22 protein-coding genes are annotated in these 22,356 nt (G+C 70.5%); 11 read left to right on the forward strand and 11 right to left on the reverse strand.

The window, feature by feature from the left end; genetic code table 11:
* The first annotated feature begins 96 nt into the window (after window positions 1-96).
* Window positions 97-423, forward strand: a complete 327-nt coding sequence (locus OG472_RS28095) for a nuclear transport factor 2 family protein (RefSeq protein WP_401606941.1) — start codon at window positions 97-99, stop codon at window positions 421-423.
* A gap of 149 nt (window positions 424-572) precedes the next feature.
* Window positions 573-1,196, forward strand: a complete 624-nt coding sequence (locus OG472_RS28100; protein WP_405942182.1) for a hypothetical protein — start codon at window positions 573-575, stop codon at window positions 1,194-1,196.
* A gap of 142 nt (window positions 1,197-1,338) precedes the next feature.
* Here OG472_RS28100 and OG472_RS28105 read toward each other — a convergent pair whose 3' ends face one another.
* From OG472_RS28105 to OG472_RS28115, 3 genes are all read right to left on the reverse strand, one after another.
* Complete coding sequence (locus OG472_RS28105; RefSeq protein WP_405943215.1) at window positions 1,339-2,592, reverse strand: extracellular solute-binding protein; 1,254 nt, start codon at window positions 2,590-2,592, stop codon at window positions 1,339-1,341.
* Between the two features lie 318 nt (window positions 2,593-2,910).
* Window positions 2,911-3,528: an SMI1/KNR4 family protein gene (locus OG472_RS28110; RefSeq protein WP_401606937.1), complete on the reverse strand. Its 618-nt coding sequence runs from the start codon at window positions 3,526-3,528 to the stop codon at window positions 2,911-2,913.
* A 59-nt stretch (window positions 3,529-3,587) separates the two neighbouring features.
* A complete protein-coding gene (locus OG472_RS28115; protein WP_401606935.1) occupies window positions 3,588-3,956 on the reverse strand; it encodes a DUF192 domain-containing protein in 369 nt (122 codons plus the stop codon).
* Between the two features lie 86 nt (window positions 3,957-4,042).
* Between OG472_RS28115 and OG472_RS28120 the strand changes: the two genes are divergently transcribed.
* Window positions 4,043-4,816, forward strand: coding sequence for a prepilin peptidase (locus tag OG472_RS28120; protein WP_405942183.1), 774 nt, complete (start codon window positions 4,043-4,045; stop codon window positions 4,814-4,816).
* Between the two features lie 142 nt (window positions 4,817-4,958).
* On the opposite strand, the gene mgrA is transcribed toward OG472_RS28120, so the two are convergent.
* On the reverse strand, window positions 4,959-5,996 hold the full coding sequence (mgrA, locus tag OG472_RS28125; RefSeq protein WP_405831800.1) for an L-glyceraldehyde 3-phosphate reductase: 1,038 nt from the start codon (window positions 5,994-5,996) through the stop codon (window positions 4,959-4,961).
* Window positions 5,997-6,123: 127 nt separating this feature from the next.
* On the opposite strand from mgrA, the gene OG472_RS28130 reads away from it, so the two are divergent.
* The 6 genes from OG472_RS28130 (at window position 6,124) to OG472_RS28155 (ending at window position 12,668) form a co-directional block, all read left to right on the forward strand.
* Window positions 6,124-6,885: an isoprenyl transferase gene (locus OG472_RS28130; RefSeq protein ID WP_037919372.1), complete on the forward strand. Its 762-nt coding sequence runs from the start codon at window positions 6,124-6,126 to the stop codon at window positions 6,883-6,885.
* Window positions 6,886-7,208: 323 nt separating this feature from the next.
* Window positions 7,209-8,525 (forward strand): PhoH family protein, encoded by a 1,317-nt coding sequence (locus OG472_RS28135; protein WP_327416074.1) that lies wholly within the window; start codon window positions 7,209-7,211, stop codon window positions 8,523-8,525.
* 437 nt (window positions 8,526-8,962) lie between these two features.
* A complete protein-coding gene (locus OG472_RS28140; RefSeq protein ID WP_383565593.1) occupies window positions 8,963-9,658 on the forward strand; it encodes a transglycosylase SLT domain-containing protein in 696 nt (231 codons plus the stop codon).
* 107 nt (window positions 9,659-9,765) lie between these two features.
* Window positions 9,766-11,148 carry an AI-2E family transporter gene (locus tag OG472_RS28145; protein WP_401606928.1) on the forward strand — a complete coding sequence of 461 codons (1,383 nt, stop codon included), beginning with the start codon at window positions 9,766-9,768 and terminating at the stop codon, window positions 11,146-11,148.
* Between the two features lie 116 nt (window positions 11,149-11,264).
* A complete protein-coding gene (locus OG472_RS28150) occupies window positions 11,265-11,951 on the forward strand; it encodes a hypothetical protein (protein WP_405942184.1) in 687 nt (228 codons plus the stop codon).
* A 9-nt stretch (window positions 11,952-11,960) separates the two neighbouring features.
* Window positions 11,961-12,668 carry a hypothetical protein gene (locus OG472_RS28155; RefSeq protein WP_405831803.1) on the forward strand — a complete coding sequence of 236 codons (708 nt, stop codon included), beginning with the start codon at window positions 11,961-11,963 and terminating at the stop codon, window positions 12,666-12,668.
* A 59-nt stretch (window positions 12,669-12,727) separates the two neighbouring features.
* Here the strand turns inward: OG472_RS28155 and OG472_RS28160 are convergent, their stop codons facing one another.
* Window positions 12,728-13,264, reverse strand: coding sequence for an alkyl hydroperoxide reductase (locus tag OG472_RS28160; protein ID WP_383565601.1), 537 nt, complete (start codon window positions 13,262-13,264; stop codon window positions 12,728-12,730).
* 3 nt (window positions 13,265-13,267) lie between these two features.
* Window positions 13,268-13,822: a peroxiredoxin gene (locus tag OG472_RS28165; protein ID WP_150259008.1), complete on the reverse strand. Its 555-nt coding sequence runs from the start codon at window positions 13,820-13,822 to the stop codon at window positions 13,268-13,270.
* Window positions 13,823-13,958: 136 nt separating this feature from the next.
* On the opposite strand from OG472_RS28165, the gene OG472_RS28170 reads away from it, so the two are divergent.
* Window positions 13,959-14,906: a hydrogen peroxide-inducible genes activator gene (locus OG472_RS28170; RefSeq protein ID WP_401606919.1), complete on the forward strand. Its 948-nt coding sequence runs from the start codon at window positions 13,959-13,961 to the stop codon at window positions 14,904-14,906.
* 86 nt (window positions 14,907-14,992) lie between these two features.
* Here the strand turns inward: OG472_RS28170 and OG472_RS28175 are convergent, their stop codons facing one another.
* From OG472_RS28175 to OG472_RS28195, 5 genes are all read right to left on the reverse strand, one after another.
* Window positions 14,993-17,344: an FtsX-like permease family protein gene (locus OG472_RS28175; protein ID WP_405942185.1), complete on the reverse strand. Its 2,352-nt coding sequence runs from the start codon at window positions 17,342-17,344 to the stop codon at window positions 14,993-14,995.
* Window positions 17,341-18,030: an ABC transporter ATP-binding protein gene (locus tag OG472_RS28180; RefSeq protein ID WP_405831806.1), complete on the reverse strand. Its 690-nt coding sequence runs from the start codon at window positions 18,028-18,030 to the stop codon at window positions 17,341-17,343. Before OG472_RS28180 ends, OG472_RS28175 begins: the two co-directional genes overlap by 4 nt.
* Window positions 18,027-18,551: a PadR family transcriptional regulator gene (locus OG472_RS28185; protein ID WP_361769738.1), complete on the reverse strand. Its 525-nt coding sequence runs from the start codon at window positions 18,549-18,551 to the stop codon at window positions 18,027-18,029. The genes OG472_RS28180 and OG472_RS28185 overlap by 4 nt, the downstream gene beginning before the upstream one ends.
* Window positions 18,552-18,647: 96 nt before the next feature.
* The gene (locus tag OG472_RS28190; protein ID WP_327416084.1) at window positions 18,648-18,884 is read right to left on the reverse strand and encodes a hypothetical protein; all 237 of its coding nucleotides are present in this window, start codon (window positions 18,882-18,884) and stop codon (window positions 18,648-18,650) included.
* Window positions 18,881-19,789, reverse strand: a complete 909-nt coding sequence (locus OG472_RS28195) for an SPFH domain-containing protein (RefSeq protein ID WP_405942186.1) — start codon at window positions 19,787-19,789, stop codon at window positions 18,881-18,883. Before OG472_RS28195 ends, OG472_RS28190 begins: the two co-directional genes overlap by 4 nt.
* Before the next feature lie 232 nt (window positions 19,790-20,021).
* Here OG472_RS28195 and OG472_RS28200 point away from each other — a divergent pair, with 232 nt between their 5' ends.
* The gene (locus tag OG472_RS28200; protein ID WP_401606908.1) at window positions 20,022-22,304 is read left to right on the forward strand and encodes a transglycosylase domain-containing protein; all 2,283 of its coding nucleotides are present in this window, start codon (window positions 20,022-20,024) and stop codon (window positions 22,302-22,304) included.
* The last annotated feature ends 52 nt before the right edge of the window (window positions 22,305-22,356 follow it).

Below are 22,356 nucleotides of genomic sequence, written 5' to 3' on the forward strand. Positions count from 1 at the left end.
CGCCCGGCGAACGGGTGAGGGTCGCCCGCGTTGACCCGCCCGCGTTGTTCCCTGGTCGGACGCACGTACGCACGTACGCACCATCAGGAGGCTCATGTGGCCATCGCCCCCGGCAAACTGTCCGACCCCGCGGTCGGCGCCCTCGTCGCCGCCGTCAACGCGCACGACAAGGACGCCTTCCTCGCGCTCCTGACCCCCGACGCGACCATGTCCGACGACGGCTCCGACCGCGACCTCCAGGAGTGGATCGACCGGGAGATCTTCGACTCCGGCGGCCACATGGACGTCCAGTCCGAGTCCGACGGCGGCCGCTCCCTCCTCGTCAGCTACCGCAACGACACCTGGGGCGAGATGCGCACCGCCTGGCGCTTCACCGTCACCCAGGGCGGCATGATCAGCCGTTTCGAGACCGGTCAGGCGTGAGGTCCGGCCGGCCGCCGCGCCGCCGGCCGCCGGGCCACCGCGCCGCTGCGCCGAACCGGAGTCGACGATCCGGCGCGCGGGCGCTCCCGTACGGGTGAAAGCGGGCCCGGCGTCGTTCCGGCCCGCCGCAGGGCCCCGTTGGTCCGGGCATGAAGCGCACCCGCATCGCCGCTCTCGTCCTCGCCGCCTCCGCGGCGGCCCTCGCCCCCGTCCTCGGCCAGCCGGCCACCGCCGCGGAGACCCCGTACCTCCAGGACCCGGCGGGCGGCGAGAAGGGCATGAAGTCGATGTGGACCAAGGACGAGATGCACAAGGTGGAAGGGCAGTTCCGCCTCTACCCGGGGGTCCAGTACAAGACGGTCACCCGCCCCGGTCCCCCGGCCGCGCCGGACTACGAGCGCCAGGCCCCCGACCCCAAGACGCTGGCGTGGCTGCCCTCCTACGAGTTCGCCTGGTCGGTGTCGGACTCGACGGTGCTGAAGAAGGCGGTGACGGTCAAGGAGGGCTCGCACCCGATCGTCGTGCGCGCCGTGCTGCGGACGGCCAAGGGCACCGAAGTGGCGCAGGTGCGCCGGGAGCTGACGGGGAAACCGGCGACCGGGCGGGAGAAGGTCGCGGGAGCCAAGCGGATCGCGTGCGACACCGGTGAGTACGCGGTGGAGTGGTCGGTCACGCGCTCGGGCTACGGGACGCTCACGGGCACGCTGCGCTGGAACTCCAGCTGCGAGCAGTACCGGACGGCGTTCGCTTCGAACCACGGACAGCAACGCTGACGGGTGGGGGCCGGCCGCCCCGCGCACCTTGTGGGTGCTCGGCGGGCGACTGGGCCGCGGCCTTGGATCAAGTGCCGTAGTGGCCATGGTGCCGCACGGGGTGCTCTGCGGCAGGGGGCGAAAGTCCCGTGTCGGGAATCTTTCAGTGCTTTTTGGCGGCCTGGTTCGCCTGGGCGGCGATGTCCTCGAGGACGGCCTTCGGGTCGCCGGTCGGTTCCACGGCGCGGCCGATGTTGCGCTTGATGGTGTCGCTGACCGTCAGCCAGGCCGGGTCGTTGACCGGGTAGAGCTGGGCGCCGCGCAGCGCGTCCAGGAACTGCTGGTCGTTCTTGTCCAGACCGCCGCCGGCCGGGGTGCGCGATGCGGTGATGGTGGACGGCAGCAGGTGGTAGCGGTTGGCGAATTCCGACAGGTTCTTGTCCTGGTAGATGAAGTCCAGGAACTTGGAGATCTCCGCGCGCTTCCCGTTCTGCTTGAAGGCCATCATCCAGTCGGCCACGCCGACGGCCGGCGGTTTCTCCCCGACGCCGAGGTCGTCCGAGACGGGCATGGCGGTGGTGGTGACGACGATGCCCTTGGCGCGCGCCTCGTGGGCGAGCGACGGGTAGCCGTTGAGCATGCCGACCTCGCCGCGCAGGAAGGCGCCGAAGGCGTCGGCACGGTTGAGCTGGGAGGGCGGGGTCGGGCCGGTGTAGCCGTTGGCGACCAGGTTCTGCTTGACCCAGCTCCACGTCTTGATGTTCTGCTCGGAGGCCAGGGCGTAGTTGCCGGCGCTGTCGGCGTAGCCGCCGCCGTTGCTCAGCTCCCAGATCATCGCCTCGGCGTGCGCCTCTTCCGGGCCGAGGGGCAGGGCGTACGGGTACGTCACGCCCTTGTCCTTGAGCGCCTTCGCGGCGGCCTTGAGGTCGGACCAGGTCTTCGGGGCGTCCTTGATGCCGGCCTTGGTGAAAAGCGCCTGGTTGTAGAAGAGGAGGCGGCTGCTCGCCACGAAGGGCAGGCCGTAGAGGGTGTTGCCGATGGAGCCGGCGTCTGCGAGCGGCTGGAGGAAATTCGCCTCGGCGGTGACCGAGAGGAGTTCGTCCGCGGGATAGAGCTGGCCCTGGGCGGCGAAGTCGGAGTAAGAGCCCATGAGCGCGACATCCGGCGCCTTGTCGGCCTTGACCATACGGGAGACTTCGCGGTCGATGTCGGCCCACGGCAGAAGCTTGACGTCGACCTTGATTCCGGGGTTGGCCTCGGTGAAATCAGCCGTCATCTTGTCCCAGTAGGGCTTGGAACTGGTGGCCGGGCTGTCGCCGTATTCGGCGGCCACGAGATGCAGCGTACTGGCGTCACCTGCACTGTCTCCGGAGCCACCACATCCGGACAGAGGTATCAACAGGCCGAGCACGACCATGGTGGCGGTCGTGCCGAAGATTCTTCGTCGCACGGGTGTATTCCCCTGATTTTCTTTTGAATCGCGTTGTTACTTATGAGTTGCTCCGGGCGGAGGTGTATCTGGATGTGCCCGTTGGCCGGAATTCTCTCCCGACGAAGGGGTGGTTGATTGCATTGGGGGCGCAGTTGTGGTCAATGCTCCAAGTGCGGCTTTTCCGGCTGGTGTTTTCCGATATGTGATCCACAAAACGGACGCGCGTAGACCTGCCGAAAAGCCCGTTTCCGGTCGTGGAAACGGGCTGCGGATGGGTGAGGGCCCGAAGGGCTCCGGGGTGCTTTAGTCGGCGAACTCGCCGGCGTACGGGTCGGGCTCGCCCGTCTCCGGGTTGCGGCCCTCCTGCCAGCGCCGCTGGGCCTTGCGCCAGTGCACGAAGCTGAGGTGGCCGCCGTCCCAGAAGGTGATGCTGACGGGGCTCACGTCGAACTCGTCGGAGCAGAGCCGGTACAGGAATTCGGCCATGCCGTACGGATACACCGCGAAGGAGTCGGCGGTGTGCCGCCCGCAGACCAGGACCGGCCACCGGTCCGGGTCGGGGTCGGAGGTGAGCCAGCACAGGATGTCCGAGCCGCCGGTGACGCCCCAGGCGATGATCGCCTCCGGGTCCACGTCGAAGGCGGCGCGGCCGCCCCCCGCCTCCCAGGCGTGCCGGGCGTTCGCGGTCTCCTCGGCCATCTCGGCCGGGTCCCACTGGAGTCCGGGCTTGGGCAGCGGCAGCAGGATGCTCGCCTCGCCGTTGATGGAGCCCGCGCCGAAACGGCCCATGAAGGCAATGAAATCGGCCGGGAACCGGGTCCCCCAGGCGGCCTCCGCCGCCGGCCAGTCGATGTCCTCGTCGGCGCCGTGCGTCGCCGGCATGATCTGCTCCAGCGCCTTGATTTGCGCGTTCTCCGTCATGCCGCTCCCCTGATGCCCCAGCTCAACCGCCCCAACCTACTGCCGCGAAGGGGCGCCGCCTAGCCGCGCGTGAGACGCCCCGGTACGTCCACCTTGACGGTGGTGCCGGCCCGCAGCCCCCAGCCGGCCATGGCGCCGGCCGCCGTCTCCAGGACGTGCCGGGAGCGGAGGCGGGGCAGGCCGAGGCGGCCGGGGGGCATGGTGACCACCGCGAGGACGCGGAGGTTCCGGTCGAGGTACGCCACGTCGATCGCGAACCGCATCCGGAAGGTGTGCACGCTCCCGGCGGGGGTCAGCAGCAGCGCGCCCTCGATCCCGTCCCGGCCGAGCAGCCCCCGGGTGCGGGCCCGGTAGGAGGCGGCGACCTCCAGGGGGATGCGGGCTGCGCCGATGTGCAGGGTGCCGGTGCCGTCCTGCCAGTTCGCCATGCCGGCCAGCCTAGGGGCCGGTGTGCCGCTGCGCGGAGCTGCTCCCCGCCCCGCGCCGCCGCACCCGACGGCGCTACCGTCGCCGCATGGGTGTCGCCCTGATCGTCCTCGCCGCCGGATACGGCTCCGCCGCGGGCTGGCTGCTGCCGCGTGCCGTGTACCGGTTCTCCGTGGAGCCGGGGGAGCCCTGGCGCGACCGCTGCCCGCAGGGGCACCGGGTGCGCGGCTGGCTCGGACCGGCCCGCTGCCGGGTTCCCGCGGGGGCCGTCGTGCCCGGCCCGGGCGGCCGGCCCCCCGAGTCCACGGCGCCGCACGCCTACGGGAGGCGCGCCGTCCCCCTCGCCGCCCTCGCCGGGGCGCTCTGCGCCGTGCTCGCGGCTGCCGTCGGGGCGCGGCCCGAAGGGGTGCCCTACGTGGGGCTCGCCCCGGTGGTCGTGCTGCTCGCGCTCGTGGACCGCGCCGTGCACCGGCTGCCCGACGTGCTCACCCTGCCGCTCGCCGCCGCGGTCGCCGCCGGGCTCGGTGCGGCCGCCCTCCTGCCCCGCGCCGGGGGCGACTGGCGGCTGGCGCTGTCCGGCGGCGGCGCGCTCGGAGCCGCGTACCTGTTGCTCCACCTGATCAACCCGGCCGGCATGGGCTTCGGCGACGTCAAGCTGGCGCTCCCGCTGGGGGTCGCTCTTGGGTGGTACGGGTGGGGGGTATGGGCGACGGGGGGCTTCCTGGGCCTCTTCTACGGGGCCCTCTACGGGCTCACCCTGCTGTTGCGCGGCTCCGGGACCCGTGACCAGGGCTTCGCCTTCGGCCCCTTCATGGCGGCCGGAGCACTCACCGGAGTGCTGCTGGGTGGTTTCGGAGAGTAATCGTGGCGCGCCAATGCACGCAGCATGCTTTACGAAGGGTTATGGTGGAACCCCCCCCTCGGGCCGGTCCGTATCCCCCCCACGGACCGGCCCGTTTTTCGTTTCTCCGCCGCAAAACCGGGCGGTGAGACGAATGCGCAGGTCAGCCGCGCTGGGCCCAGATGTTGGTGCCGGGGGTGGACACCGCGAAGGAGTCGATCTCCTTCAACTCGGCCTCGGAGAGCGGCGCGGACGCCAGCGCGGCCACGTTCTCCTCCAGCTGCCTCACGCTGGAAGCGCCGATCAGCGCCGAGGTCATCCGGTCGTCGCGCAGCACCCACTTCAGTGCCAGCTGGGCCAGGGACTGGCCGCGGCGGGCCGCGATCTCGTTCAGGCCGGCCAGCCGGCGCAGCACCTCGTCCGACAGCAGGTCCGGGTTGAGGGACTTGCCCTGCGCGGCGCGCGAGTCCGCCGGGATGCCCTTCAGGTACTTGGCGGTCAGCATCCCCTGCGCGAGCGGCGCGAAGGAGATGCACCCCATCCCGGCGTCCTCCAGGGTGTCCAGCAGCCCGTCCTCCTCCGTCCAGCGGTTGATCATGGAGTACGAGGGCTGGTGGATGAGGGGGCGCACGCCCATGCCGCGCAGGATCCGCACGGCCTCCGCCGTCTGCTCCGCCGTGTAGGAGGAGACGCCCACGTACAGCGCCTTGCCCTGCTGGACCGCGGACGCGAGGGCGCCCATGGTCTCCTCCAGCGGGGTCTCCGGGTCGAAGCGGTGCGAGTAGAAGATGTCGACGTAGTCCACGCCCATCCGCTTCAGCGAGGCGTCGAGCGAGCTGAGCAGGTACTTCCGGCTGCCCCACTCCCCGTACGGGCCCTCGTGCATGAAGTAGCCGGCCTTGGTGGAGAGGATCAGCTGGTCCCGGTAGGACGCGAAGTCCTGCGCGAAGATCTTGCCGAAGTTCAGCTCGGCCGAGCCGGGCGGCGGTCCGTAGTTGTTCGCCAGGTCGAAGTGGGTGACGCCGAGGTCGAAGGCGCGGCGCAGGATCGCCCGCTGGGACTCCAGCGACTTGTCGTCGCCGAAGTTGTGCCAGAGGCCGAGGGAGATCGCGGGGAGCTTGAGGCCGCTGTGGCCGGTGCGCCGGTACTCCATGGAGTCGTAGCGCGAGGGCTCTGCCCGATAGGGATTGGTATCAGTCACGTTGTCCTCCCTATCACGGACTTGTGACAGACCGAGTTGGGTACCCCATCCCGCCGCGCAGTAATGTGGCCGCCTCGGGGGAGACCGCAATTGGCACGGGGGCATTGCACGGAGGGGCTGGAAGATCGTGAAGCTGCGCGACCTGGTGTACAGGCTTTACGCACGCCGGGTGGAAGGCCGCCTCGACCATGACGCGGCGCCCAAGCACATCGGCGTCATCCTGGACGGCAACCGTCGCTGGGCGAAGGCGTCCGGAGGTACGACGGAGCAGGGCCACCAGGCCGGAGCCGACAAGATCTCCGAGATGCTCGGCTGGTGCACCGAGACGGACGTCGAGGTCGTCACCCTGTGGATGCTGTCCACCGACAACCTGGACCGGCCCGAGGTCGAGCTCCGCCCGCTGCTCAACATCATCGAGAACACCGTGCGGGGCCTGGCCGCGGACGGCCGCTGGCGCGTCCACCACGTCGGCAACCTCGACATCCTGCCCGCAGGGACGCAGACGGTGCTCAAGGAGGCCGAGCAGGCCACGCACGACATCGACGGGATACTCGTCAACGTCGCCGTCGGCTACGGCGGCCGGCAGGAGATCGCGGACGCGGTCCGCTCGCTGCTCCTGGAGCACGCGCGGAAGGGCACCTCGTTCGAGGAGCTCGCCGAGATCCTCGACATCGACCACATCGCCGAGCACCTCTACACGCGCGGCCAGCCCGACCCGGACCTCGTGATCCGCACCAGCGGTGAGCAGCGACTGTCCGGATTCATGCTGTGGCAGAGCGCGCACTCCGAGTACTACTTCTGCGAAGTCTTCTGGCCGGCCTTCCGCAAGGTCGACTTCCTGCGGGCCCTGCGCGACTACGCCGCCCGCCACCGGCGTTACGGCACCTGAGGCCCGCGGGCCCCCGCGGGCCGTCGCAGGTCCCCCTCGACCCCCTCCCGGAACCCTTCACCAGGGATTCACCGAGCGTCCGTCATATGCCATGGCATGGCCTGGCCTGATCGGGGAATATCCCTTTCAGGTCGATGCCCGATCCACGGGTGTCGAGTCTCAGCGGACGGCATGGGGTCGTCCGCCCGGGAGGCCCTTTGCACCAGGACGCACGTGCGGTTCGCACGGACGGAGTGGGAGGGCCGGAAATCGGCCCCGGCATGGGTGCCGATGACCGGTCCGGTCTTCATGGCCCGACCTCTTCCGAGGGGGTACGTCCTTCCGTGGTGACCAGCACAAAGCGCCGCCTGCCCGACAGGCGGACCTACGTCCTCGACACCAGCGTCCTGCTGGCAGACCCCAATGCGATCTCCCGCTTCGACGAGCACGAGGTCGTGCTCCCGATCGTGGTGATCACCGAGCTGGAGGCAAAGAGGCACCATCCCGAACTCGGCTACTTCGCGCGCCAGGCCCTGCGCCTGCTCGACGACTTCCGGGTTCGCAACGGTCGCCTCGACGCCCCCATCCCGCTGGGCGATCTGGGCGGCACCCTGCGTGTCGAGCTCAACCACTCCGACCCGGGTGTCCTGCCCGCCGGCTTCCGACTGGGGGACAACGACTCGCGGATCCTCGCCGTCGCCCGCAATCTGCAGGCCGAGGGCTACGACGTCACGGTGGTCTCGAAGGATCTCCCGCTGCGCATCAAGGCCTCCTCCGTGGGGCTGATCGCGGAGGAGTACCGGGCGGAGCTCGCGATCACCGATGCCGGCTGGACGGGCATGAGCGAGGTCGCCCTCTCCGGAGAGCAGGTGGACCTCCTCTACTCGGAGGAGCGCCTCTACGTGCCGGAGGTCGCCGAACTGCCCGTGCACACCGGCCTGGTCCTGCAGTCCGAGCGCGGCAAGGCGCTCGGCCGGGTCACCGCGGACGGCAACGTGAAGCTCGTACGGGGCGACCGCGAGGCCTTCGGGCTGCACGGCCGCAGCGCCGAGCAGCGCATCGCACTGGACCTCCTCCTCGACCCCGAGATCGGGATCATCTCGATGGGCGGCCGGGCCGGTACCGGAAAGTCGGCGCTGGCCCTGTGCGCCGGCCTGGAGGCGGTGCTGGAGCGGAGGCAGCACCAGAAGGTGATGGTCTTCCGGCCGCTGTACGCGGTGGGCGGCCAGGACCTCGGCTACCTGCCCGGGGACGCCTCCGAGAAGATGAGCCCCTGGGCGCAGGCGGTCTTCGACACCCTCTCGGCGGTCGCCGGGCGCGAGGTCATCGAGGAGGTGCTGAACCGCGGGATGCTGGAGGTCCTGCCGCTCACGCACATCCGCGGCCGTTCGCTGCACGACGCCTTCGTGATCGTGGACGAGGCGCAGTCGCTGGAGCGCAACGTCCTGCTGACCGTTCTGTCCCGGATCGGGGCGAATTCGCGGGTCGTTCTGACCCACGACGTGGCCCAGCGGGACAACCTGCGGGTCGGCCGGTACGACGGAGTCGTCGCCGTGGTCGAGAAGTTGAAGGGACATCCGCTCTTCGCACACGTCACGCTCACGCGGTCCGAGCGCTCCCCGATCGCCGCACTGGTCACCGAGATGCTCGAAAGCCTCTGACCCCGACGGCCCCCTTCCGGGGAGTCGAAACGGTCAAAAACCTCATAGCGGGAAGGTGAGTTGGCGCCGCCCGGCAAAGGCCCGAGAGCCTAGCCGGGCGGCGTCGTGCTGCACAGTCCTTTGGCGAAATCGACGGCGACATGCCAGGTGTGACCTTTCCCACGCAACGGAGAATTGCCTTGCGGTGTCGCGTTCGGGCAGAGTCTGGTTTCCGTCAGGCCCCGCATACGGCACATCTGTACCTCCCGTGAGGTACAACGCAGCACCACAACTCCACAGTCGAATGCCGTATGCCGCCCGGAGTTTCACGGAGCAGCCCCCGCGAGGGAGTTGCCCACGGGCCCGCGCCTCCAGTGACCGTAGAACCACGGAGGCCAGTGTCGAGGGGCACTTTTGCGCCCGCGCGGTCACTGCGGACGCTGCTGGAAGGACACCGTGTGAGCCGGATCTCGGTCCGGGGGTTCGCCGTGGCTTCGGCCACCGCGGTCACCACCGTCGGCGCAGTCGTGGGCGTTGCCACCGGCGACCCCACGAACGATCTCGAGACGACCGCTTCCGGCGCGACTCTCCTTGCCGAAATCCCGGTCGGCGATCAGGCGCAGGTCCAGAGCGCGTCCCTGACGCAGCAGGCCGACACCATCGCCCACGCCGCCGACGCCGACGCCAAGCGCTCGGCCGAGGAGGCCGCACGCCTGCAGGCCGCCGAGGACGCCAAGGCGAAGAAGGCCGAAGCGCAGAAGGCCGCTGACGAGAAGGCGAAGAAGGAGCGCGACGCGAAGGAAGAGGTCGCCAGCCGCTCCGCCGCCCGCGACGCCGGCGACTTCGCCCCCCAGAGCTCCTACACGGTCGCCCAGGTCAAGGCCATCGCCCAGCAGATGGTCCCGGCCGGCCAGTTCCAGTGCTTCTCGAACATCATCAACCAGGAATCCACCTGGAACTACAAGGCCGTGAACTCGTCCTCGGGCGCCTACGGTCTGGTCCAGGCGCTGCCCGGTTCGAAGATGGCCTCGGCCGGCGCGGACTGGCGCACCAACCCCGCGACGCAGATCAAGTGGGGCCTGAACTACATGAACGTCCGCTACGGCAGCCCCTGTGGCGCGTGGAGCTTCCACCAGGCCAACGGCTGGTACTAGAAGCACGCTCAACCTCGAGGAGCCCCGCACCGTCCTACGGTGCGGGGCTCCTCGCGTGTACGGTCTTCGGGGTGTGCCCGTAGACGGGGGCGGGGGAAGGAAGCGACATGGCGAAGCGGGAAGGCTGGCTCGGCCGGCTCGGGAACAAGCTGAACCGGATGGAGGCACGGCTGGCCGAGCGGCGCGCCGAGGTCGAGGCCGAGACCACCGGGGACCTGCGGGGTGCCGCCGCGCCCGCGACGGCGCTCCCGGAACCGCCCGCCACCGCGACGGCCGCCCCCGTGCCGCCCGTTGCCGCCCCGCCGGCCCCCGCGCCGCACCCGGCCGCGCCGGCCGTCCCCGAGCGCCCCGACCCGGCGAGCGTGGTCCCGTGGGGGATGCGCGTCGCCGCCGAGGCCAGCTGGCGGCTGCTGCTGCTCGCCGGGATGCTCTGGGTGCTGATGAAGGTGATCAGCGAAGTCCGCCTGGTCGTCCTCGCCTTCGCCGCCGCCATGCTCGTCACCGCGATGCTCCAGCCCTTCGTCGTCCGGCTGCGCAGACTGGGCCTGCCGCGGGGGCTGGCCACGGCCGTCACGGCGATCCTCGGCTTCGTGGTCATCGGGCTCGTCGGCTGGTTCGTGGTCTGGCAGGTCATGGAGAACCTCGACGACCTCTCCGACCGGGTCCGCGACGGCATCAACGAGCTCAAGCTCTGGGCACTGGACAGTCCGTTCCACGTGACCGAGAAGCAGATCAACGACATCGCGAAGAACCTCAGCGAGACCATCGGCACCAACACCGAGCAGATCACCTCCGCCGGCCTCCAGGGCGTGACGGTCCTCGTCGAGGTCCTCACGGGCATACTGCTCGCGATGTTCTCGACGCTCTTCCTGCTCTACGACGGCAAGCGCATCTGGAACTGGGCCCTGGGCCTCGTCCCGTCCGCCGCCCGGGCCGGTGTCGCCGGGGCCGGTCCGCGGGCCTGGCGCACGCTGACCGCGTACGTGCGCGGCACGGTCATCGTCGCCCTCATCGACGCCATCTTCATCGGCCTCGGCATCTACTTCCTGGACGTGCCGATGGCGGTGCCGCTGGCCGTCTTCATCTTCCTCTTCGCCTTCATCCCGCTGGTCGGCGCGGTGGTCTCGGGGGCCCTCGCGGTGGTCGTGGCACTCGTGACCCAGGGCGTGTTCACCGCCCTGATGGTGCTGCTCGTGGTGCTGGCGGTGCAGCAGATCGAGGGGCACGTGCTGCAGCCCTTCATCCTCGGCCGGGCGGTCCGCGTGCACCCGCTCGCGGTGGTGCTCGCGGTGGCCGCCGGCGGCATGATCGCGGGCATCGGCGGTGCGGTCGTCGCCGTTCCGCTGGTGGCGGTCACCAACACGGTGGTCGGCTACCTGAGGGCGTACTCGCGGGAGCAGCTCCACCACGGAGCCGGCATGGTCGGTCCGGCCCCGCACGGCTCGACGGCCCTGGGGGTCGTACCCGACAGCGAGGACCGCAGGTCCTAGCCCGAACCGATCGAACCGCCCCCGGCCCTGACGCGGAGGGGACCGGGACTGCGATGATCTAGGACGCGCGCACGCCGACGGCGGCGCTCAGGACTTGGGACTGCAGGGGGCGGGACATGATCACCGATCCGGAGCTCGACGCGGACTGGGACACGGCGGAGTCGGCGGAGTCGGCGGAGCCGCTCGCGTCGGGCGAGCGGGCGGCGGCGGCCACTTCGCGGCCGTGGCTGTGGGCGCTGGGCGGGGTGGTGGTGGCCTCGGCGGTGTGGGCCGGCGGGCTGTACTTCTTCGGGGACCGGCTGGCCGCGCCGACAGTCTCGTACCGGGCGACGAAGAACGTGTGCGAGGACTTCAAGGCCCGGACGCTGGGCGGGCTGGTCGGAGACCTGCACAAGAAGAGACCGATGAACCAGGAGAGCAACCACCCGGCCGTGTACGGGGCGGTGTGCGTGCTGAACAACGTCGAGGGCACGCCGGACTTCATCGTGACTGCGCAGGTCGACCTGCACAAGAAGGTCGACCCGTCGACCGAGTTCGACGTACTGCCGCTCGGGCAGATGGCCAACACCGGCGACGTGCGCAGGGAAGCGGTGCCGGACCTCGGGGAGGACGCGGTGATGACCATGTCCGCCGCTGGTCAGCTGCAGAGGCTCACGGTGCTGGACGGCGGTGCGGTGTTCACCGTCGAAGTGTGGGCCAGCACCTTCGCGGAGAAGAACGACCGCCCCGCCACGGACGCCACCGCGGTCCAGGCGGCGATGATCGAGGACATGCGCGAGCTGGTGACGGCGCTCAGGAACTAGGGGGGCGGGATGATCACAGAGCCCGAGTTAGACGGGGAGTGGGAGTCGGCGCGACCGGCCGAGGCCGCGCAGGACACCGTGGTGCGCGAGGCGCGGGGACCGCGCCGTCCGTGGTGGTGGGTGCTGGTGGCCGTGGTGGCCACTTCCGCGCTGTGGGCGGGCGGCCTGTACGCCTACGGGGACCGGCTGAAGGAGCCGGAGATCCGCTACCGGGTCACGGAGAACCTGTGCGACCAGTTCAAGGCGCCGGCACTGGCGGGCGGGCTGGGCGGGTTCACGAACTCCGAGCCGCGGAAGGGCGGCCGGCATCCGGCCATGGACTGGGCCTCCTGCAGCCACGACGGTGACCGTTCGGCCGCCGCCGGGGGGTTCTTCGTCGTCTCCGTGGTCGAGCTGCACAAGAAGACGGATCCGGCGCCCGAGTTCGAGCTCGGCTCCCGGTACGACCGGAGCATCGACGGCACCGGTGCCGACCAGTGGGAGGCGGTCCCCGGTCTGGGGGAGCAGGCTCTCCTCAGCACCCCCGGGGCCGGCGAGGGCCTCCAGCTGCGGGTCCGTGACGGCGGCGCGGTGTTCATCGTCGAGGTGATGTTCTTCGACCAGCTCGAGGACGGTCCGGACTCGCAGGCGAGGCCCTCGGTACGGCCCGACCGGGACGTGCTGGCAGCGGCGGCGGTCGAGGACGCGCGGGCGCTGATGACCGCGCTGCGGAAGTGAACGGGCAGGGCCCCCGCGGCCGGAGACGGCTGCGGGGGCCCTGAGGGTCGTACGGGTCCCTACTCGGCCGCGAGAGCGGCCTCGGCGTCGAGGGTGACCGCGACGGCCTGGATCACCGAGGCGATCTTGAAGGCCTCCTGGATCGTCTCGCGGTCGACGCCGGCCTTGCGCAGGACCTGCTCGTGCGAGTCCAGGCACTGGCCGCAGCCGTTGACCGCGGAGACCGCGAGCGACCACAGCTCGAAGTCGACCTTGTCCACGCCCGGGTTGCCGATGACGTTCATCCGCAGGCCCGCGCGCAGCGTGCCGTACTCCGGGTCGGAGAGCAGGTGCCGCGTGCGGTAGAAGACGTTGTTCATCGCCATGATCGCGGCGGCGGACTTGGCGGCGGTGTACGCCTCCGGCGAGAGGTTCGCCTTCGCCTCGGGCTCCAGCTCACGCAGGACGCGCGGGGAGCGGGCGGCGATCGCGCAGGACAGGACGGTGCCCCACAGCTGCTGCTGCGGGAGGTCGCTGTTGCCGATGACCGAACCGAGGTTCAGCTTCAGGTCCTTGGCGAAGTCCGGTATGGCCGACTTCAGGGAGTCCAGGGACATCCGTCACTCACCGGCCAGCAGCGCGCCGGCGTCGATGGTGGCCTCGCCCTTGTTCCAGTTGCAGGGGCACAGCTCGTCGGTCTGCAGGGCGTCCAGGACCCGCAGGACCTCCTTGGGGTTACGGCCCACGGAACCGGCGGTCACCATCGAGAACTGGATCTCGTTGTTCGGGTCCACGATGAAGACGGCGCGCATCGGGAGGCCGTCCTCGCCGAGGATGCCCAGCTCGGCCGACAGCTCGCGCTTGATGTCGGACATCATCGGGAAGGGCAGGTCACGCAGGTCGGCGTGGTCCTTGCGCCAGGCGTGGTGGACGTACTCGGAGTCCAGCGAGAAGCCGAGGACCTGCGCGTCGCGGTCGGCGAACTCCTCGTTCAGCTTGCCGAAGGCGGCGATCTCGGTCGGGCACACGAAGGTGAAGTCCAGCGGCCAGGCGAAGACGACCTTCCACTTGCCCTCGTAGGTCTTGTGGTCGATCTGCGCGAACTCGGAGCCGGCCTCGAGCGAGACACAGGCGGTCAGGTCGAAGGCGGGGAACTTGTCACCAACAGTGAGCACGCGCTCTCCTTGAAACATGGAAAATAGCCCCTTTTGGGGGTTTTCCGTTGGGGTTGGACGTATCTCACATGCTGACACACCTGCATTGATTGCGGAAATAGCTAGTCTTGTGGCGGGTGATCGGAGGTACCTATCAGTGGCCGTGGGTAACAGGGGAGCGAAGCAGCCGACCCTCGCACAGTTGCGCGCCTTCGCGGCCGTCGCCGAACACCTGCACTTCCGGGACGCCGCCGCGGCCATCGGGATGAGCCAGCCGGCGCTCTCCGGGGCCGTCTCCGCGCTGGAGGAGGCCCTCGGCGTGCAGCTGCTGGAGCGCACCACCCGCAAGGTGCTGCTCTCCCCGGCGGGCGAGCGGATCGCGGCCCGGGCGCAGGTGGTGCTCGATGCGATGGGCGGACTGCTGGAGGAGGCCGAGGCGGTACGGGCCCCCTTCACCGGGATCCTGCGCTTCGGGGTGATCCCGACGGTGGCCCCGTACCTGCTGCCGACCGTGCTCGGGCTCTTCCACCGGCGCTACCCCCGGATGGACCTCCAGGTGCACGAGGAGCAGACCGCGACCCTGCTGGAGGGGCTGGCCACCGGACGCCTGGACCTGCTCCTGCTGGCGGTGCCGCTGGGCGTCCCCGGGGTCACCGAACTGCCTGTGTTCGACGAGGACTTCGTCCTGCTCGCACCCAGGGAGCACGCGCTGGCGGGGCGCCGGGACATCCCCCTGGAGGAACTGCGGGGACTGCAGCTGCTGTTGCTGGACGAAGGGCACTGCCTGCGGGACCAGGCCCTCGACATCTGCCGGGAGGCGGGGCGCACCACCGGGGCGGACGTGACGACGACCGCAGCGGGGCTCTCCACCCTCGTCCAGCTGGTCGCCGGGGGGCTCGGAGTGACGCTGCTGCCGCGCACCGCGCTGCGCCTGGAGACCGCCCGCAACGAGTACCTGTCCACCGGGTACTTCGCCGAGCCCGCGCCCTCGCGGCGGATCGCCCTGGCGATGCGCACCGGGACCGCCCGCCAGGAGGAGTTCCGGACGATCGCCGCCGCGCTGCGCGAAGCCGTACGCCCGCTCCCGGTGTGGCCCACCGACTAGGGGGAGCCGCGGGCGTCACCGGGAACGGGCGTACGGGGTCAGGGCGTACGGCATCGGGGGCGTACGGCGTCAGGGGCGTGCGGGGGTCACTCCGTGCGCAGGCCGTCCGGGCGCATCAGCCGCAGCAGCGGCGGCAGGCTGAGCAGGGTCACCACGACCACCACGCCCGCGCCGGCCGCCGTCATCCCGAGCACCGACGCCCAGTCGATCCGGACGGGCTGGGCGGCCATGCTCATCAGGACCGCGCCCAGCCCCACGCCCGCCCCGGCCGCCAGCACCAGCCCCAGCACGAAGGGCACGGCCGTCTGCCACAGCACCGACAGGCCCAGGGTGGAGCGCTTGGTGCCGAAGGCGACCAGGGAGGAGAGCAGCCGCCGGCGCTCGCGCAACTGCTCCAGCTGGGAGACGAGCAGGCTTCCGCCGATCATGACCAGGACGGCGGTGGCGCCGAAGAACAGCCCCGTGCGGATCGAGGAGTAGCCGGCGGCCTCCCGGCTGTGCCGCAGCGTCATCGCCGTGACGAACGGGTCCGCCTTGAAGACGGCGGTGCGCGCCCGGTCCAGGGCGTCCGGACCGGACTCGTCGACCTGGACGAAGATCCGCGCGTCCGGGAATGCGCCGATCTCCTTCGGTGCGGCCGACGGGGTCACCAGCAGGCCGCTGCGCAGCTGCCCGGTGGGGTCCTCCCGGCTGGGGACCGTGCGGGCTCCCGCCGGGACCTTCCACTTCGCCGGACCGGGCCTGTCGGCCGTCCCGGACCCGTACCCCCTGACGTTGCCGACGAACAGCTCGTCGCCGGGCTTCGCCGTGGCCCCGTAGACGTCCTGCGTGGGGGAGCCGGTCAGGACGAAGGCGTCGCCGTCCTTGCAGGAGTCGAGCTTCGCGACCTCGCCGAGCGCGTCGCAGGTGCCGATGGTCACCCGGACCGTCTCCTCCGCCGCGGGCACCTGGTGGGCGGCCTGCGTGGAGGTCAGCGCGACGGCGCGGGTGACGCCCTGCACGGCGGAGATCCGCTGCGCGAGGTCGTCCAGGCGCGTCTGCGCTTCGCGGTTCACCAGGACCGCGACGGCGGCCCTGCCGGGATCCTCGCCGGTCGGCTTGGTGTAGTCGCCCTCGACGCCCGCGAAGAGCATCTGGAGGGCGATGGCGCCCGCGACGGCCACGGCGATGCCGTTGACGAGGCGGGCGGCGGCGCCGCTGTTGACCTGGAGCCTGCGCACGGCCAGCTGCCAGGAGACCGGGCCGGCGGACATCCTCGCGACGAAACGTTCCAGCAGCCAGGGGAGCAGCACGGTGATCCCGACCAGCAGCAGCACCACTCCTCCGGAGACCTGCCACTGGTTGAACCTGCCGTGGTCGTTGCCGCGGCCGCCCATGGGTATCAGCAGGCCGAGCCCGACCAGCGGGAGCAGCAGCCGCCACCAGATGCGGCGGCGGGAGGGCTTGGCCGTACGGACGACGCCCAGCGGCTCGATGACCACACCGCGCAGCGCGAACAGGGTCACGGCCACGGCCGCCGCGGGCACCGCGAGGGCGACCAGGACGGCGAGCCAGGGCGCCGGGTCGAGGTCGGCGGGGAAGACGCTGCGCTGCTGGAGGCTGATGCTGCCGACCAGGGAGCGGCCGACGGCGAAGAAGCCGGTGCCCAGCACCAGTCCGACCAGGGAGCCGGCCAGCGCCTCGCCGGCCGCGATCCGGCGCACCATCCTGCTGTCGGCACCGACCAGCCGCAGTGCGGCGAGCCGCCGGTCGCGCCGCTCCCCGCCGAAGCGGACGGCCGTGGCGATGAACACGACGACGGGCATCAGCAGGGCGACGAACGTCAGGACGACCATCAGCATGAGCACGGGGTCGAGGCCCTCGCGCTCCGCGTCGTAGCCGAAGCCGGTGACGCGCTCGACGCGGTAGTCCTCGGGGCCGTTCTTGCGGAGGGTGTCGCTGCCCAGGTAGAAGAGCAGTTCCCCGGGGCCGACCAGCCCCGGGTCGCCGACGATCCCACTCACCCGCGCGTCGAGCCGTTCGCGCAGCAGGGCGCCGTCGGGAGACTTCAGCAGCGCGTCGAGCGCCGGGGAGAGGGCCATCTCGCCCGGGCCGGGGATCCGCTTCAGACCGGGTGGCAGCGGGGCGTCCGGGCCCTCGGCCCGCACCATGTGCCCCTCGATGTCCTTCCGGTGGTACGTCTGGCGGAGACTGGCGATCAGCAGGGTGTCGGGGCCGGGGGCGTCGGCCCGGTCGGAGCTCATCGTCGACCGCGCGTCGCCGCGCTCGTACCGCGCCGAGAGGGCGCCCGGGATGGCGGTGCTGATCAGCAGCAGTGCGACGCCGAGACCGACGCCGACGCCGGTGAGCAGGGTGCGGATCCATCCTTCGCGGCCGCCGCCGAAGGCGAAGCGGGCGCCCATGCCGAGGTCGCGGGTCCAGACCCGGAGCCGGCTCATACGATCCGCTCCATGTCGCGGGACTTCCCGTCGCGCACGACGATCTCACGGTCGGAGTAGGCGGCCACGCGCGTCTCGTGCGTGACGAGCACGACGGCGGCGTTCGCGGACCGGGCGGTCTCCGTGAGCAGCTGCATGACGAGTTCGCCGTTGAGGGAGTCGAGGGCTCCGGTCGGCTCGTCCGCGAAGATCACCCGGGGGCGGGTGACCAGGGCGCGGGCGACGGCCACGCGCTGCCCCTGCCCGCCGGATATCTCGCCGGGCCGCTTGCCCCCCAGGTCCTCCACCTGGAGCTGTTCCATCCAGTGCAGGGCGGTGCGTTCGGCCTCCTTGCGCTTGACGCCGGTCAGACGCAGCGGGAGGGCGACGTTCTCCACGCAGGTCAACTCCGGTACGAGCTGGCCGAACTGGAAGACGAAGCCGAACTCGGTGCGGCGCAGCTCGCTGCGCTCGGCATCGCTCATGGAGGTGAGCTCGCGTCCGGCGTAGGCGATGGAGCCGGAGTCGGGAGGGACGATGCCCGCGAGGCAGTGCAGCAGCGTCGACTTGCCGGAGCCCGAGGGGCCCATGACGGCGACGACCTCGCCGGGGTGGATGGAGAACTCGGCGCCGTCGAGGGCCTTGGTGGTTCCGAACGCCTTGCGCAGGTCCGTCGCGGCGAGGAGGGAGCCGGCCGGGGCGATCATCGGCGGACCTCCCGCGCGAGCTGGTCGAGGCGGGCCGCGGTGAGCTCCAGCCACCGCAGGTCCGCCTCCAGGTGGAAGAGGGCGTGGTCGCAGACGAGCTGGTCGGCTATGTCGCCCTTGCGCTTGCGCTGGGTGAGGATGCGCATGAGGCGCAGGTGCTCGGCACGCTGGGTGTCCAGCAGCTCGTCGGCGCGGCGGCCGGTGAGCAGGGCCAGGACGACCTTGGTGTAGAGGGTCGAGTGGAGGTAGGGCTCGGGCTTCTCGGGCTGGGAGAGCCAGGCCTCGACGTCGGTGATCCCGGCGTCGGTGATCGCGTACCGCTTGCGTTCGGGCCCGCCGCCGCTCTCTATGCCGTCGACCTCGACGAGGCCGTTCTTCAGCAGGCGGGACATGGTCGAGTAGACCTGCCCGTAGGCGAGGGGGCGGTCGTGACCGAATTTCTCGTCGAAGGCCCGCTTGAGGTCGTAACCGTGGCGCGGGCCGGCCTCGAGGAGGCCCAGGAGCGTGTGACCGATGGACATGCCGGCGACTCTACACCGTGTGTATACGCACAGTGTATAGAGGGAGGGGAAGCAGGGGCCGGACCGCGACGAGCGCGGTCGGGCCCCTGGACGTGGTCAGTCCGCGGACTTCGGGGGGCGGCCCCTGCGGGGGATGGGGCCGGGGCTGGAGGGGAGGCGGCCGGCCTCGGCGAGGGCGCGGCGGAGCAGGAACTCGATCTGCGCGTTCGCGCTGCGCAGCTCCTCGCCGGCCCAGCGGGCCAGCGCCTCGTACACCTGCGGATCGAGCCGCAGCAGTACCTGCTTGCGCGCCTGCCGGCCCGCCGACGGGCTCTGCTCGCCGCCGGGGGTCACTGGTAGAGGGTTCCCGTGTTGACCACCGGCTGGGCCGCGCGGTCGCCGCACAGGACGACCATCAGGTTCGAGACCATGGCGGCCTTGCGCTCCGGGTCCAGGTCCACGATGTCCTGCTCCGCCAGCCGGGTCAGCGCCAGCTCGACCATGCCCACCGCACCCTCCACGATCTGTGTGCGTGCCGCCACGACCGCGCCCGCCTGCTGGCGCTGGAGCATCGCGGAGGCGATCTCAGGAGCGTACGCGAGATGCGTGAAGCGGGACTCGATGATGTGCACGCCGGCCGCCTCGACGCGCGCGTGCAGCTCGACCGCCAGCTTCTCGGTGATCTCCTCGGCGTTCCCGCGCAGCGACAGGCCGCCCTCGTCGTGCGAGTCGTAGGGGTATTCGATCGCGATGTGCCGGACCGCCGCCTCGGTCTGGGTCTCGACGAACTCCGTGAAGTCCTCGACCTCGAAGGTGGCCCGCGCGGTGTCCTCGACCCGCCACACCACGACCGCCGCGAGCTCGATCGGGTTGCCGTAGGCGTCGTTGACCTTCAGGACGGCCGTCTCGTGGTTGCGGACCCGGGTGGAGATCTTCTCGCGCGAGGTGAGCGGGTTGACCCAGCGCAGTCCGTCGGTGCGGATCGTGCCCCGGTAGCGGCCGAAGAGCTGCACGACCCGGGCCTCGCCCGGCGCCACCGTGTTCAGGCCGCTCATGGCTATGACGGAGCCGAGGATCGTGAGGACGCCGAGGGCGATGAGCGCCGCCTTGGCCGCGACGGCCGTCGCCACCGCGCCCGCCGCGATGAGGCCCCCGCCCGCCAACAGGCCCGCCAGGCCGAGGAGTAGCGCCAGACCGCCGCCCACGCTGCGCGCGGTGAACTCCCGTACCCCGTCCGGTGTGGCGATTGGGTTCGTCATCTTTTGCCCCGTTTCTCTGGTCGCGGCCGCTCGGACCGTCTAGCAAAGTGATATCACTTTTTTGCGTTGCGGCAACCCTTCGGCTTAGGTGAGCGTCGGTTCCAGTGATGTGGGTGCTCATTCTCACGTCCGGATTGACCGGTATTGGTAAGGGTTGACCATCCTTTGTCACAGCCTGCGGTGTTAGCTTTCTGAGCTGACGTCGGGGGGGTAATCGAGCGGAGCGGGAGTGATGGGCCGAGCAGAAGTGCGTAAGGCGCAGCAGCGCGGTGCGGGGCGTGCGCCGAGCAGACGCGCCAACGGCGACAAGGGCAAGGGCGGCGCCGGCAAACGCAGCGGCATACGTCGCTTCTTCACGTGGAAGAAGATCCTCGGGACCTTCCTCGGGGCGATCCTCCTCCTCATGGCCGCGGCGATCGTCCTCTACTTCTCGGTGGACGAACCCACCGACCCCAACAAGCAGGCCACGCTCCAGAGCAACACCTACCGGTACTCCGACGGCTCGATCATGGCCCGCACCGGTGACACGAACCGCGAGATCGTGCCGATCGACAAGATTCCCGAGGACGTCCGCACCGCGTTCATCGCCATCGAGAACAAGTCCTTCTACAGCGACCGCGGCATCGACGTGATGGGCGTGGCCCGGGGCCTGTTCAACACGGCGACCGGCAAGGGCAAGGCCGGCGGCTCGACGATCACTCAGCAGTACGTCAAGAACTACTACCTGACGCAGGACCAGTCGGCGACGCGCAAGCTCCGGGAGCTGGTGATCTCCCTCAAGGTCGACCAGCGCATGGAGAAGGACGACGTCCTCGTCGGCTACCTGAACACGAACTTCTACGGCCGCAACGCGTACGGCATCCAGGCCGCGGCCCAGGCCTTCTACGGCGTGGACTCCGACAAGCTCACCCTGGAGCAGGGCGCCTACCTCGCCGCCGTCATCCAGGCCCCCAGCCAGTACGACCTGGCGACGGCCGGCCCGAACGGCACGCGGCTGGTCAACATCCGCTTCAACGCCGTCCTCGACAACATGGTCGAGATGGGCAAGCTGGACCCGGCCAAGCGCAAGACCATGACCCTCCCGCCGCCGATCAAGCCCAAGCCCCGCCCGGGCATGGACGGCCAGAAGGGCTACCTGGTCCAGGCCGCCAACGACGAGCTGAACAAGCAGAACATCACCGACGCCCAGATCGCGGCCGGCGGCTGGACCATCACGCTCAACGTCGACAAGGCGAAGCAGGCGGCGCTGGAGAAGGCCGTCGACGACGAGCTGGAGTCGAAGCTCGACCGCAAGGACACCAAGGGCCGGCCCCAGGACCAGAGCGTCCAGGCCGGCGCGACCTCCGTGGACGCGAAGACCGGTGCGATCGTCGCCATGTACGGCGGCCAGGGCCTGACGGAGAAGTCCGAGAGCAACGCCCTGCGCAAGGACTACCAGCCGGGCTCGACCTTCAAGCCGATCGTGCTCGCCTCCGCCCTGGAGAACGGGTCGAAGACCCAGGACGGCAAGCCGATCACCCCGAACTCGCTGTACGACGGCACCAGCAAGCGCCAGGTGGTCGGCAGCAAGATCCCGTTCAACCCGCAGAACCAGGACAACCGGAACTTCGGCGACCCGATGATGACGGTCCAGGAAGCCACCGACTTCTCGGTGAACTCCGTCTACGCGCAGATGATCGTGGACGTGAAGCCGCCCAACGTGAAGAAGACGGCCCTGGCCCTCGGCATGGTGGACCGCGAGGGCTGGCCCGAGGACAGGCCGGCCATGGCGCTCGGCACGATGACCGCGAGCACCGTGGAGATGGCCGGCGTCTACGCCAGCTTCGACAACCACGGCAAGAAGGTCACGCCGACGATCATCAAGAGCGCCAGTCACAAGGAACGCGAGTTCACCCCCCAGCAGGCCGTCGGCAGCCAGGCCATCAGCCGCAAGACCGCCGACACCGTCACCAAGGTGCTGCAGGGCGTGGTCAACGACGAGGGCGGCTCCGGCAACAAGGTCAGGAGCAGCTCCTACGAGGCGGCCGGCAAGACCGGTACCAGTGAGTCGAACTTCTCCGGCTGGTTCACCGGCTACACGCCCGAGCTGGTCACCGTCGTCGCGATGTTCGGCGAGGAGCCGGGCACGCACACCCAGGTCACCCTGACCGGCACCGCCGGCCTGGGACGCGCGGGCGGTTCCAGCTTCCCCGCCTCGATCTGGAAGGCGTACACGCTCGCCGCGCTCAAGGGCGTGGACACGGGCAAGTTCGACACGTCGGACGCGGAGATGGGCGCCGTGCAGGCGCCGTCCCGCAGCGCCTCGCCGACGCCCACGACGAGCCAGTCCTCCAGCCCGCCGGCGTCCAGCAGCAGCCCGGCGCAGTCCCCGACGGCGCCGGTGAGCCCCACGCCGACGAAGACCGGCCCGACGCCGACGACCACGCCGACGGCGACGCCGACCACCACGCCGACCAAGACCGGCGGTCCCAAGCCGCCGGACCCGCCGGTCTTCGGCGGGAACGAGGAACGCTGAAAAACCGCCGCCCCGCAGCCTTCACGCTGCGGGGCGGCGGTTTTTTCGCAGG

The organism is Streptomyces sp. NBC_00207 (genome assembly GCF_045160965.1).
Taxonomy (GTDB): Bacteria; Actinomycetota; Actinomycetes; order Streptomycetales; family Streptomycetaceae; genus Streptomyces.